We start from the raw sequence: 14,052 nt of genomic DNA, 5'->3' as shown, positions 1-14,052 counted from the left end.
GCATTCACCTGTCCTTTTAATATTAACTTAGAAGCCTCCTGCTCCTCCTCCTCCAGCTCCGCCGCCAAAGCCACCGCCTCCTGAGAATCCTCCTCCAGAGCCTGTGGATGGTGTTGATGAGCTAAAGGCAGAACCTATAGAGCTGCTGAATTCATTTTTACCAGTTTTGTTGTTGAACATACCTGCATAAAAATAAAACCATAAAAAACTATTTGTATTGTAATAGCCATTATTATAATTACTATTGTTTTCTATATAATCCTTGTATCCATTAATTTTTCTATCATCTATGCCTAATACCAAAGAATATATAAAATACTTATCCATAGGATAATCTGAAAACAACTCGCTCTTTCTTTCTTTTTCAATACTCTCTTTAAATCTCTTCCATTTTTCGTATTGTCTTTCTCCACGAGGGGTTTTTTTATTGTATAAACCTATAGCGCTCCATAAGAAAAGCACTAAAAATAACGCAAAGGATAAAACCCCATAGCCCCCACTAATTACTATTAATGGAATACTTAAAGCAAACATTACCGCAGATATTATCATAAGTTTTATAGAATATTTTCTTGCAGATAAATCGTAGTAACCTCTATTATTAACTTCTTCCTTTATAAGTTTAGTCCATTCAGTATTTTTATTAATAAACTCTGAAACATGCTTTTCACTATATTTTTTTATCCCCTCTGTAGTGGCGTAATATCCGTCTCCTACTTCATCTATTATCCAATTCATAAAAAATCTTTCATGTTCTAAAAGTTCTGCATCTTGCCTAATCCTACTTATTTTATAAATTTTTGTCTTTGATTTTTTTCTACCTTTAGAATTTTCTTCTCCACCTATTTCTTCTAAGTTTAAATATCCTTTTCTATTTAAGTCCAGTATAGTAGCTAGTATAGTATTAGAGTTTACAGCAAAATTATAAAAATACCCTAATACCGCTGGAGTACATTCTTCTGGCAACCCGTAGCTTATATAGTCCTCTGAGAACTTTTCCCTTCTATACTTTAATTTTGAGATTACAAATATAAAAAAAGCTAATAAACTTAAAAATTGTGATATATATTTTCCAAAAATCTTATTTTTCTCTTTTTTTACTTTGTTTTCTTCAATCTTTCTAGCATAACCCTTTTCTTCTTCAACAATATCATTATAGCCATTTTTATTAACTATATTGGTAGAGTTTTTTATATACTCTTTAGGAAATACTATTCTTCCTGCAACTAGATTTCCCTCACTTACATTTTTTACATTTAAATTTATTGTACTATTATTTACAAATTTTATTTCTCCATTTAATGGACCATGAGCAAATATGCTGACCTCATCTTTATGGAAATTATAGGGGAAATTTATATTTACATTGAAGCTATGAATTAATGTTTTATTTTCCTTTCCTAAAAAGCTATAATAAAGCTCTCCTGCATCGTTGTATTTTTTGCATACATTCTTAACTTTATAGGATAATATAAAGGTTTTTTCTGTATTCTTAGAAGGAGAATATATTTTTATATTTACTCCATCTTTGCTCTTATCAACTTCATAAATACCTTCATCCCCATTTTTGCCCTTCTTAACTTCTTTAAAATTACTAATAGACCCTTGCTCTGATACAATTAGATTTTCAATGCCATCAGTATCCTGGGTTTTTATTTCTCTAAAAACTCCATTATAGCTTCCTGAAAACTTAAAGGTTATATATTCACTTATAACAATAGATCCCTCATCTAAAACATCGGCCTTTACATTCCAATTTGTAATTTCTATATTATCTTTGGCCTCTACCTTCCCAGTAAATATAAAAGTAAATATCAAAAGCAGTGTAATAATTTTTATATATTTCTTCATTCAAACTGCCTCCTAAATCATATATTATCTATTATTGTATCATATGGTGGATTAAATTGTTAATTGTTTATCCATAATTAAGAATGATTTAAGAGAATGCTTAAGTTTTCAAAAAAAACAAAAAACCTATAGGAAATTTCTCTCCTATAGGTTGGTTATTTCAGTAAGTATTATCTTCTGAATCCTCTGTTGCTGTTGTTTTGTTGCTTCTTAGCTCTTCTGCAATCAGCACATCTTTGTGGTTCGTTTTCGAATCCTTTTTCTTTGTAAAAAGCTTGTTCTCCTTCTGTGAATACAAACTCTTTTCCGCAATCTTTACATGTTAAATTCTTATCCATTTAAACATTTCTCCTTTTTATTTATATATTTTTTTCAGATTTACAACTGATCTACTCTATAACCTAAAAAGGGAATGTTTTAATCACTGTTATACTCTGAATGCTGTAATATTATTACTACAACATGGATAATCATATCATACTAATAATACATATGCAAGAGTTATTTTTATAAAATTATATATATATTGAAGAAACTAAAAGGTATTAATTAAATAGCACTATTACTCAATTCACATAGTATATAGATAAGGGAGTTTTCCCTTATTAAATTCTCAATATTAGGAGGAGAATTATATGTCTCACTGCAGTATAGAAAACAACTGGTCCGAAATTTCTTATCCTAAAAATAAGTTTACTTCTTTAGGCGAAACCCCTTCAGGAGGCAGTTGCCCTTTGTATTATTTCAAACGTTCTTCTGAAGGTGGCTTTACAGATTTGAATGGCAATGATATTGCCTTTAATATAAAAACCCCTGACATCTCAATGGACTTTCCTAATAGTGAATTAGATACAGTAATTGAAACCTATTATAATTTGACAGATATTGAAAAAACCATTGCTAGTTATTGGGGAGCTGGAGTACCTCATAATCAGCTTATACCAATTCTCCAAACTCTTATTAATGTATACGGTGTTCCAGCAGTATCAGCTTCAAGACTTTATAGCATTGTTTCCTCTGTTATTAATGATGCTATGGTTATATGCTGGTATTATAAATATGCCTATCAAATACCAAGACCTGTTCAATATGATCCTAATTTTACTCCCTATTTAAAAACTCCTGAGCACCCAAGTTATCCTGCTGGTCACTCTGTTTGTGCAGCATGCTTTGCAACGGTATTATCTCACTTTTTCCCTACAGAAAAAGAAAAATTAACCGACCTTGCTCATGAATGTAGTATTTCTAGACTTTATGCTGGAGTCCATTATCCTCTTGACTTATCAGAAGGATATAATCTAGGAGTAGATGTTGGCAATAGAATATTGAATGAAATTAAAAATTCTAAGGACATTTATGGCTCTATAATAGATAAAGTTTATACTAATCATAAAGATGCCAATTTAATGCCACCGCCTTATATCCAAACTTTTAAATTTAAATAAAAATAATTAGCTAATAAAATTGCCTATGGCTAATTAAATAACCATAGGCAATCCTTAATTATTAAATTTAAAATGCATTATAAATAAATACTGCTTTAAATAACGTGTCGTCGGAGGACAATATTATTTGAAGATTCTTTTCAACATCAGCAAAGAAAACTCCTATTAATGCTTCATCATTAAATAAAGAAATTTTAGTATGCACTTGATGGCTAATTTCTTCTTTAAATACACTTATTTTATTACACAAAACCATACCCTCATTACTTCCCACAAAGAAAACCGCTCCTGTCGGAAAATTAAAATACATTTCATCTCCTGAATTATATTCTATGATTTGTTCCAAATCTCCGTATTTAAACTCAAATTCCTTTTTCATGTGTCCCATCTACCTTTCTGCAACATTTTACTTCTTTAGTTTATATTCTACAAAAATATACTTTTCCCTTCTGATGAGTATGAGACTTTTAGTTCAATTGTGAGTTAAACTTTATTTTTCTTCTACTTCAAAGTAATATAAGATACTTTCTCCTTCTTTGCCACACGCAAAACCAATCATCCCATTTTCAATACTATCATCCTTTGCTTCTAAAATCTTAGAACCATCAATATATAATGTAATATTATCCCCTATTGCTTCTACTTGAAAATCATATCCCCTTCCAAATTCCCACTTAAATTCAGTAGAAGATAAGATTTTATATTCAAAGTCATTTAAAATTATGGCTACCTTATCTTCTCTATAAAACCCAGCTGAATAATTTCTATAAATTCCTTTACCCCTAACTATTAAACTATGCTCATATCCCTTTAGAGGCTTTATCTCTGCTTTTAAACTTATATCTTTAGAGTAATAGTTTCCAGTATAGGCAGAAGTGCCATCCTTAGAAATACATTTCATAGCCTTATCTTCTATACTCCATTCCCCTCTATTATGAGAAAATGGGGTAACACATAGAAATTCTATGGCTTGTTTAGAAAAGTCTATGGTATATTTGCTTTTACCACTAACATGGAAATTATCAATAAATAACCTACCTAGAGCTCTGTTAGCTAGCTTTGAAGGACTTTCTAAAATTATCCCTACTTCATCAATAAGAGCTCCATCCACATCTGGAATTATAAACTCAATATGTTGCCATAGATTATTTTCAAGTACATGCTTCTTCAAAAGAATTTCTTCTTGATTAAAAGTATTTCTAACATAGGGAGTCACTATCATATCCTCACCCTCCCATTTATCTAAGAATACTTCTAAGGAAACCTTTTGACCTGAATAGGCTTTAGTTGCTAGGGTAGGCTTATAACGCTCATCCTCAAAATCACTTCTTCTATAAAAGGGCTTATAAAATATTTTGCTACTATCATTTTCTACCATTCTATCAAACAATACTTCAAGGGAACCCTTACTATTATATCCCTTTTCATAGCTATGCCTTATTCTAGTCTTAAAACCATTGGATACTCTAAAACCGTGGGTAGTTCCAGCTAGTTCAAAATCGAAATATAACTCTCCTTCTTTATAGCTATCTATTAAATCTTTAGGTGCTTCATTATTTGATAATCTATACCCTAATAAAGCTAGCTCCTTTGAAAAGGTTGGTATATCAATTATATTAAGATACCCTGAAACACTAGATGCTACAATAAAATCATTAATTGGCCCTCTATAATGTTCCTCTATTCCTTCTATACCATTAAACACCCCTAAAATAGTCCCTACATTTCCTGCATTACAATCTGTATCCCAACCACACATAGTAGCTATTTCAACAGTTCTTGCAAAATTACCTTGTCCATAAATTAGAGCTAATACACATACTCCAGCATTAGGTATTATATGACATATTCCTGGATATCTATCATATCCCCAATAATCTTCTAAGTATTTTCTGCAAGATGCAAAATCCTCTGGGGATTCTTTATAAAAATTTAAAACCCCATTTACTACTTGGGCATAGGTACTGTCCTTTGGTATAACAGACAAACCTACTTCTATTATTTCCTCTATATTTTTAGCAGAGAACGCTTTAGAAATACAAGCTGATATAAACCTTGCTCCATATAGGCCATTTTTATCATGAGATACACTAGCAGCTACCTCAGCATATTTAGCAGCCTTTTCAATGCTACTCGGGAAAAGTAGTCCCCAAGTGTCGATAAATATTTGACCTCCAATTTGCTCTGCTAGTACAATTCCATTTTCTTCAATAGACCCTGATTGAGGGGCTTTAATTCCTTTTTTCAAATTCAAAAATGCAGTATGCTCAGTACTAACACCTTCCCCTCCCCACCAAAACATTCCAATGCCTTCTCTTGTATAATTAAGCCAAGCCCTTCCCACATCCTCTGGTGTAAGTTCCCTATGGATTGCATCGTCGTAGAGAGCTCTTATAAAAAAAACTGGACCATTGGCATCATCATCTGCGGCAAAATTTTTATAGTCTTTTACATATCCCTTAATGTCACCATACATTAATTTTATTCTTTCATAAGTCCAGGAGGAAGGTTCCACACATGCCCCTAGCCTTATTCCTACATTCATCCCTAGAAAACCAGCATAAACTTTTTGTAAATAGTCTATTGGTATCATACTTTCCTCCTTAACTTATACTTTTTAATAACTCTTTTCTTTTCTCATATTTCTCTAAATCTTTATTTATTATTTCTTTAGCAGTAATGTAAAACCCATCTGCACTTTCCATGAGATTGAGTTTATTTACTCCTTCTAACAATTCTATGTCACTTTCTTTAATAACCTTGTAACCTTTCATAGCACATAGTATTACCCCTATCATTACCCCTATGGAGTCTGTATCTCTTCCAGAGTTTATTCCATCAAGCAGCGATTCATAAAACTCCCCTTCATTTAATAAAATATAGGCCAGAGCAAGTGGCAACTCTTCTATGCTAAATAATCTGCTTGGGGTATAATGATTTGAGGGTTTTCCAACCTTGTCTATATGTCTTCCTACATCATTTCCCATAGGAGAATATTTTAATAATGCTTCGTGGAAAGCATTGACTATTCTATCCTTATCCTCTTTATATTCCTTTAAGTTATTTGCTATATTAACTAAATCCCTTATGGCATTTTTCGTTCCATCCTTTGCAAGTTTTATAGCAGTGTTAACTATATCCTCAATAAGTACACCTGGTTCAAAGGCTTTTGCCACACAGGCTGCTAAAACCCCCGCTGCCTCCAATCCATAACTACATTGATGACCCATAGCAAAAGCTATGGCTTCATCATATGCAGCCTTAGGGTTGCAGGCATTGACAACCCCTATTGGTGCAATATACATTGCTGCACCGCAGTTTACCATGTTGCCAATGCCTCCTTCCCTTGGATCACAATTGGAAAGTGTGTGACGCATAAAGATGTACTTTTCAGGATAAAAAAGTCTATCAATTATCAAAGCTTCTTTTGCAAACTCAGGTATAAAGGTGGTTCTAAATGCAATCTCTTTAAGGAATTCCTCCCCCATATCATAGGCATCTAAATGTCTTTTCTTTGCATTATATACCCTCATGAGAGCCAAGGTCATCAATGTATCATCTGTTATAATCCCTCTTCCTCTCATTCTATTAAGCCTTTGTTCTGGTGGATAATCTTCCTTATACCACTTTGTATTTAATCCTTCTACCCTACCATATTTAGCTTTAATTTCATCGTAGCTAAGCTTTTCTATGGGAGCTCCCATAGCATCACCTAGGGCAGTAGCTAAAACCACACCTCTTACCCTTTCTTGAAAAGTAACCATTATTCGTCCTCCCTAAATATTTTATTTTATATTTTCATTTGCATATTTAGTTATTTCTTCGCCCCCAGCTTTATTCCATTCCTTAACAAAGTCATCAAAGGAACTTATAGGTTTCTTTCCAGTAATTATATCCGCTGAATATTCTTTATAGAGATTTTGCATAGCATCCCATTTAGCTGTAAACTGTTCTGGAATTAAAATATTTATATCTTTAGCGTAATATTCTTCTGTCATTTTTAAAGATTTTTCTCCTGGAGCACCTAAAAGAGAAGATTTCAATGGAGTTGAAGGTTTGAATTCACTTGGTTCCCAGAATCGTGCATACCATTCTTGAGATTTATCTGTTAATTCAATTTTTCCATCAACAACCTTATAATGCTCATTTTCAAACCCTAATCTATCAAGCATTTGTCCTTTTGGACTTGCAAGGTAATCTAATACTTTAAATGCAGTTTCTTTGTTTTGAGATTTCGAATAAATAGCTACACCTCTTGTTTCCTTTGTTACATCTGTAGCTCCAAGACCTTGTCCCTTTCCTTTAGCTGGAGGTAGAACTACAAGTCCTTTACTTCCTTCATCAGCTTTCTTCATTTTTCCTTCATAAATATCTATAACCTTACCTGCTGTTCCTGAAATTACTCCAGCTTCACCACTGAAGAAAGCTTTCTCCTTAGTATCCCATTTCTTTGTTGCAAACTGAGGATCTAAAATCCCTTCTTTATATAATTTGCTATAAAACTCTAATTTTTCTTTTTCATTGGAAGTTATTTTTGAATATACATATTTACCGCTTCCATCCTTAAGCCAAGTTGAAGTATTACCAAAAGCCATGTCAAATATATTATCAATTTCTAGTATACTCCCCGCTACAGTTATTCCATAAGCTGGCTTTCCCGCTCCTCCTGGAGGGTTGTCTTTTAATTCCTTCAAGAAATTGTAGTAATTTTCAATAGTAGGATTTTCAGCTAAAGCTTTAGAGGTTTTCATTTTATCAAACCAATCCTGTCTTATAACAGGAGCCTTTTGTGAAAGAGGTTTTACCCATAATAAATAAGGATAGTTATTTATTCTTTCTGTATTATGTGCGAACATGCTGCTTTTTAAATTCTTTGATTTCTCAATATAAGGCTTTAAATCTTCTAGCAATCCTTGTTGAGAAATTTGCTGGTCTCCTCCCTGGAAGTATATAATGTCTGGAATAGTTCCTCCTAGAATCATTAAATTTAATTTCTCAGCATAGTTTCCTTCTGGCATATCTACCAGCTCAATCTTTACGTCTAATCCTTCATCTTCCTTCAATCCCTTTTCTAAAGCCTTAAAGTAGTTAACTGCAACTGGATTTGAATTCCCTTCATCCTTCATAACGAGTCGCAACGTTACTGGTCCTCCTGGCTTAACATCCACTGGCTTTGTATCCTTTTTGCATCCTATCAAGCTAGTCACGAGAGCAACAGAAGTAATAACACTAATTAATGTCTTTTTCATAATTCTCCCCCTTTAACTTTAAAATTAATTTATATGAAATATTATTAGAGAACATAGTTTTACTCCTTAACCCCTCCCTCTAAATTACCTTTTACATAATACTTAAGTATTATAGGATATAGCGCTAGGAGTGGAATAATAGCAATTATTATTGTCCCTGCTTGAAGTGAGCCATAGTCCAAATTTGATATTTCGCTATAAGAAAGCAAACTGTTTACACCAAGCATTGAAGTCGTATCTTTTACCACCACAAATTGTCTTAGAACTAGCTGTAGTGGCCATTTCCATTGACTACTAAGATAAATAGAAGATCTAAAAAATTCATTCCAGTGAAAAACTCCATAAAATAAACCCAATGTTGCTAAAGCTGGTTTAGATAAAGGAAGCATAATTTTAGTGAATATTGTAAAATGCCCTGCTCCATCCACCCTTGCGGCTTCTAAAATGCTATCTGGAACATCTTCAAAAAATCTCATCAATATAATTAAATAATAAACGTTTACGCATTTATATAGTATGACTGAAGCATAGGAATCCAGTAACCCTAGTTTCATAACCACTAAATATTCCTGTATCAATCCTGGTTCGAATACCATGATAATAATTAAAAGTATCATAAAGAAATTTTTCCCTACAAACTTAGGTCTAGTTAATGTATAGGCTGCTAATGCTGTGAAAATCAAATTTAGAGATGTGCCTACTACAGTAATAAATATAGAATTTAGAATGCTTTTACCTATTTGGGGATTGGATAATAGCACTTTATAATTAATCATAGAAAATCCCTTTGGTATTATGCTTAACCCATTCATTTTGTGTACATTTGAAGGATTAGTTAAAGATATTGCCACTAGATTCAGTATAGGTATTAACATTGTAAGTGTAATAATAAACAAAATCCCATATATGACAATTGAAGAAAATCTTATTTTTTTCATATTAATCACCCTACCATAATCCTTTTCCAGTAATCTTTTTCGATGCAAAGTGAGTACCCAGTATCAATACCATTCCAATAACTCCTTTAAATAAACTTGCTGCAGTGGCATAGGAATATTGGCCATTTAGCAATCCAATTCTATAAACATAGGTATCTAATATGTCAACAACGCTAATCACTGAATCATTCATTAGATTCAAAACCTGATCAAAACCTGCATTCATAAAAAATCCTAAATTTAAAATAAAAACTGTTACTATGGTTGTCTTAAGTTCTGGAAAAGTAATATATTTCATCTGCTGAAACCTATTAGCACCATCGATATGTGCAGCTTCGTATAAGAATGGATTTATTTTCATAATAGCTGCCAAGTATATAATAGAGTCCCAACCAGCACTTCTCCACATTTCCGAAAAAACCAATACCCATCTTATATGCTGTTTACTCGTTAAAAAGTCCACTGAGGGAATTTTAAAGAAACTTAATATATTATTTATTCCTCCCCCTGCAGGATTTAATAAACTAATCCAAATACCTGCAATTACTACCCAAGATAAAAAGTGTGGTAAATAAACAACGGATTGTACATATTTTCTATATCCTATGCTTCTTACTTCATTTATCATTAGCGATAATATAATAGGTATAGGAAAGCAAATTAATATTTTCATAGCACTTATGATAATAGTATTTTTAAGAACGGTATAAAACGCTGGAGAGCTAAATAGCAGTCTAAAATGTTTTAACCCTACAAATATATTATCTTCAAGAATCCTATAATCCTGAAAAGCAAGTATCATACCAAAGAGAGGTATTATGTGAAACACTATAAAATATATTAGTGCAGGCATTATCATAAGGTATAAAATCCAGTTGTCTTTGATTTTTTTGAGACTACTTCTATTCTCCATTTTATAACTCCCCCTATATCTCTAAATTTATTAAAGGAGCATGTTGCTGTGCACCGTATACATCTCTATCGCCACTAGTTCCCGAAGACACTTCCCTTAAAATTGTAATTTTAAATCCTAAGGCTGGATCGAAAAATACTATGCTACATATCTTCTCAGGTGTAATATTATACAAACTACAAATAGTGTTTTCATTTATCTTTCCTGAATTTTTCACTTTATAATAGTTTTCTTCACTATCAAATAAAACATCCAAAGTAATTTCAAAAGGACCTGAATTTTTACTTCTTAAAACCTTTGATAATTCAAATAAATATGCCATAGCTACCTCCATAAGTACTCTATTTTAAAGGGTTTTAATCCATCCTCCACCTTCATGAGATGATATATAGAAAATTCATAAACTGGGCCAAATTCCACATCGCTTGGAGCAAAGGGAAAAGCTAAATTACCAGCGGTAGATTTTCTTCCTTCGTATCCATAATGAAGAAAAGTTGATCTTACCGTAGAACATAGACTATTAGCCAGTTCCTGAGTTTCTGCTATAACTTCAAACAATACCCCTATTTCGTGTCCTGTAAAAGCTTCTTTTTCTTTCTCTCCTAAAACTCCGTTTTTACCATAATTATAAAAATTAATTTTATACTTTTCTCTAGGAATTTCTTTATAGTATTCATATACTTGATTTGATACAAGGCTTTCTACCTCTTCTATATTCTGAAGTAATAAAGGATCTCTAACTCCAGCTATAACAAAGGTTCTATAACTTACCTTTCTTGCTCCTTCTAGCTTTATAAAATAATCGCTATTCTTTATTAATTTACTGTTCTTAACTTCAATTACTCCAGGTTCTATCTCTACAAAACTACACTTACTCAAGTCTAAAATAAATCCTGGCCCATGAAGGATGTATGGATGGTCCTTTTCATAAAAAGTATGAGCTGCAACACTAATTTCACTACATTTTCTTATGGAATTTAGGGATTTTACTTTAAAGGAACTTTCAGTAAGTATTCCCATAATACAATCCTTTGTGGTTCCTGGCTCTGCACATAGTGCACCACATTCTAAGATTTTTCCTAGATGATAGGATAATCCTATGTCCATGCCATTATATATTCCCACTGCTGCAAAGGGAGATGGATCATATGCTCGTCCACATACAATGATTTGGCTTTCATTTCTAAGAGCTTCTACTATGGGTTCATGTCCCATTTGAGCTACTATACTATTGGTTTCATAAAGTATATCTTCAATAAGAGGAGGAACTCCTTTTCCTAAAGGTATAACCTTTCCTTCTTTTAAAGCCTTTCCTACTTCTTCATGAGAAAAATCTGCCCATATAACTGCTATTTTCACCTTTAAATTTCTTTCTTCTAATATTTCGTCAATAATATTTAGGGTCCATTCCACATGAGGCTTAGCTCCAGCGCCTCCAGCAGATCCTATTATTACAGGTATTTTATTTTTTAGTCCTTCTGTTATTATTAATTCTATATCTTTTTTTGCCGCTCTTCTGCTTACTATAGCCACACCTTCTCCAAGTTTATGGGGCCCCGCATCTGTAGAACCAGCATCCACAACAATAGCATTTGGCTTCTCTAAAATTCCTCTCATAAAGGATTCTTTAGGGAATCCATATCCAAGCATTCCACAGGGTGAAAGTATTTTAATCTCCTTCTCCAAATAAACCCACTCCTACTTTAAATCAATATTTTTATTCATAGTAATTGAATCTATAGATTTCCTAACCATATTTAAGTGATTTAAAATTTCTTCTTTTGCCATTTCCTCATTTCTCAACAGAATGGCAAGTACTATTCTTTTGTGCTCTTCTAACACTTTTATTTTCCTATTTTTATTTTTAGAGCTGTTCTCTCCCAATTCACGGATAAGGTCATAATAGATATCAATAAAATTAATCAAAAGTATATTTTTTGAAAGCTCTGCAAGCCTTAAATGAAAATCATAGTCTAGCAGTGATTCTTTTTCATCACTAGTATTCAAACTATCTAACAGCTGTTGAATTTCTTCGTCACTTGAATTTTTTATAGCTAATTCCACAATTTTTTGTTCAAGGGCTTCTCTCATTTCTAATAACTCTCTGTAAGAAGCTTTCTTAAATGAATTGATTAGAGAATCATTTATAGAATTAATTTCTGAAAGCTCTCTTATATATGTACCATCCTTGGGTTTTCTACTTATATAGCCTTTATATTGTAGAATAGTTAAAGCTTCCCTTAACATTCCTCTACTTATACCTAGCTTACTAGCTAAAACCATTTCTGTAGGTAATTTATCACCAGGTTTGAGCTCTCCCTTTTCTATCATGGCAATTATATCTTGAGCTACCTGATCATATAATTTCACAGGTTTTATAGCTTTAAACTGCATAATTTCACCTCTAAAACTCTAATTTTATTAGTTATATAGTTTAATTGTTTAACAATTATATTATATAATATATTTATTTACTATTCAACCATTTTATGGTAAATGGCTGTAAGAAATAAGAGAATCCCAATTCGAGATTCTCTTGAAACCTATATTATTTAAACAATACCATCTTATCTAATTCTTTTATAAAATCCTCTACTTTTTCAACATTTTCATGAGGAATTATGCTATATCTTACATCTCCTTCTGACCAAGCAATAATGGAAATGACATCTTTAAGAATAGTTCCCCTTTGTCCTCTTATAGTAATCTCTTCTTTACCTGGAATTTTACTAGATTTTGAATCAACTTCGTTTCCTTTCCTAAGGCTCATTTTAAAATAAGATTTATTATCCTTTTGATACTCCATAATTATTTCATCATCAACTACTTTACTTCCATATTGTAGAAGCTGAATACTTTTAATTTTATAAGAAGATGATTCTAAAAAGTATGCGAAAGGCTTTCCCAAATAATCTTTTACTTCTTTTAAAGTCATAGTTTTTGTCTTAGGACCAGCATTATTAAGATTTTCTATTTTTACACCTTCTGGAATTTTTTGAGTAAATATTTCCTCCTGGATTTTAGGTGAAAAATCAATTTTTGTATATTCGTATTCTATTCTTGAGTCTGCAGCATGAGAAATACTCTTAATTACAAACCAATTCTTTTTATCTATCCACATGTCCTGTTCTGAAAGTATACTATTCTTTTCTTTCGGTACTGCTTTTATATGATAGGTGTCAATACCATTTATCTTTTCTTCTCCTACAGTGCTTATATCATGGCTTTTTCTTATACTTTCTAAAAATATTTTAGTTTGTTCTCTTTGGGTTCTTATTGGTATATCTGACTCATTTAAACTTTTCATAGTGAAGGCTTTTTTATCTTTAATCATATAGGATACAACATTATTTCCATCGTTTGTAGATACAGTTTCAAGCTCATTCTTATTAGAATAAGACTCCATTCTAACCTTTATCTTCCCTTGGGTAAGGTCCTGCCATTCCTTCATAATATTATCTTCAACAACCTTATTATCTTTATCATATATACGAATTCTTGACTCTCCATAATAGGATTTAACATTGTCTTCTGATTCCATAGCGTGAGCTACTATTGTCTCTGGTAAAATACTCTTTTCTGTTCCACACCCTGAAAATGCAATAACGCTTAGTATTCCTCCCATAATTATAGAAACAATTTTTCTTTTAATCATA

The 14,052-nt window shown here is 32.0% G+C and carries 13 protein-coding genes; 1 reads left to right on the top strand and 12 read right to left on the bottom strand.

Annotation, left to right across the window (positions count from 1 at the left end; genetic code table 11):
- Positions 1-27: 27 nt before the first annotated feature.
- Both ABDZ69_RS05350 and ABDZ69_RS05345 read right to left on the bottom strand, forming a co-directional pair.
- The gene (locus tag ABDZ69_RS05350) at positions 28-1,851 is read right to left on the bottom strand and encodes a DUF2207 domain-containing protein (protein ID WP_343767419.1); all 1,824 of its coding nucleotides are present in this window, start codon (positions 1,849-1,851) and stop codon (positions 28-30) included.
- Positions 1,852-2,021: 170 nt separating this feature from the next.
- On the bottom strand, positions 2,022-2,189 hold the full coding sequence (locus ABDZ69_RS05345; protein ID WP_343767417.1) for a zinc-ribbon domain-containing protein: 168 nt from the start codon (positions 2,187-2,189) through the stop codon (positions 2,022-2,024).
- Positions 2,190-2,486: 297 nt separating this feature from the next.
- Here ABDZ69_RS05345 and ABDZ69_RS05340 point away from each other — a divergent pair, with 297 nt between their 5' ends.
- Positions 2,487-3,296 carry a vanadium-dependent haloperoxidase gene (locus ABDZ69_RS05340; protein ID WP_343767415.1) on the top strand — a complete coding sequence of 270 codons (810 nt, stop codon included), beginning with the start codon at positions 2,487-2,489 and terminating at the stop codon, positions 3,294-3,296.
- Positions 3,297-3,363: 67 nt separating this feature from the next.
- Here ABDZ69_RS05340 and ABDZ69_RS05335 read toward each other — a convergent pair whose 3' ends face one another.
- The 10 genes from ABDZ69_RS05335 to ABDZ69_RS05290 all read right to left on the bottom strand — a co-directional run bounded on the left by ABDZ69_RS05335 (position 3,364) and on the right by ABDZ69_RS05290 (position 14,051).
- The gene (locus tag ABDZ69_RS05335; RefSeq protein WP_343767412.1) at positions 3,364-3,675 is read right to left on the bottom strand and encodes a hypothetical protein; all 312 of its coding nucleotides are present in this window, start codon (positions 3,673-3,675) and stop codon (positions 3,364-3,366) included.
- Between the two features lie 111 nt (positions 3,676-3,786).
- Entirely contained in the window at positions 3,787-5,889 is a 2,103-nt protein-coding gene (locus ABDZ69_RS05330) for an ADP-ribosylglycohydrolase family protein (protein WP_343767410.1), read from the bottom strand.
- A gap of 10 nt (positions 5,890-5,899) precedes the next feature.
- Positions 5,900-7,060 carry an ADP-ribosylglycohydrolase family protein gene (locus ABDZ69_RS05325; RefSeq protein ID WP_343767408.1) on the bottom strand — a complete coding sequence of 387 codons (1,161 nt, stop codon included), beginning with the start codon at positions 7,058-7,060 and terminating at the stop codon, positions 5,900-5,902.
- Between the two features lie 21 nt (positions 7,061-7,081).
- The gene (locus tag ABDZ69_RS05320) at positions 7,082-8,545 is read right to left on the bottom strand and encodes an extracellular solute-binding protein (RefSeq protein ID WP_343767406.1); all 1,464 of its coding nucleotides are present in this window, start codon (positions 8,543-8,545) and stop codon (positions 7,082-7,084) included.
- 59 nt (positions 8,546-8,604) lie between these two features.
- Positions 8,605-9,483, bottom strand: a complete 879-nt coding sequence (locus ABDZ69_RS05315) for a carbohydrate ABC transporter permease (RefSeq protein WP_343767404.1) — start codon at positions 9,481-9,483, stop codon at positions 8,605-8,607.
- Between the two features lie 10 nt (positions 9,484-9,493).
- A complete protein-coding gene (locus tag ABDZ69_RS05310) occupies positions 9,494-10,396 on the bottom strand; it encodes an ABC transporter permease (protein ID WP_343767402.1) in 903 nt (300 codons plus the stop codon).
- Positions 10,397-10,409: 13 nt separating this feature from the next.
- On the bottom strand, positions 10,410-10,718 hold the full coding sequence (locus tag ABDZ69_RS05305) for a DUF4387 domain-containing protein (RefSeq protein ID WP_343767400.1): 309 nt from the start codon (positions 10,716-10,718) through the stop codon (positions 10,410-10,412).
- 2 nt (positions 10,719-10,720) lie between these two features.
- Complete coding sequence (locus tag ABDZ69_RS05300; RefSeq protein WP_343767398.1) at positions 10,721-12,082, bottom strand: acyclic terpene utilization AtuA family protein; 1,362 nt, start codon at positions 12,080-12,082, stop codon at positions 10,721-10,723.
- 12 nt (positions 12,083-12,094) lie between these two features.
- On the bottom strand, positions 12,095-12,790 hold the full coding sequence (locus ABDZ69_RS05295; protein ID WP_343767395.1) for a FadR/GntR family transcriptional regulator: 696 nt from the start codon (positions 12,788-12,790) through the stop codon (positions 12,095-12,097).
- A 154-nt stretch (positions 12,791-12,944) separates the two neighbouring features.
- A complete protein-coding gene (locus ABDZ69_RS05290; protein WP_343767393.1) occupies positions 12,945-14,051 on the bottom strand; it encodes a LolA family protein in 1,107 nt (368 codons plus the stop codon).
- Position 14,052 lies beyond the last annotated feature (1 nt).

It is taken from the genome of Clostridium malenominatum, assembly GCF_039521365.1.
Classification (GTDB): domain Bacteria; phylum Bacillota; class Clostridia; order Clostridiales; family Clostridiaceae; genus Clostridium_AW; species Clostridium_AW malenominatum.
Note: the sequence above shows the minus strand (reverse complement) of the source record. Positions and strands in the feature narration are given on the sequence as shown.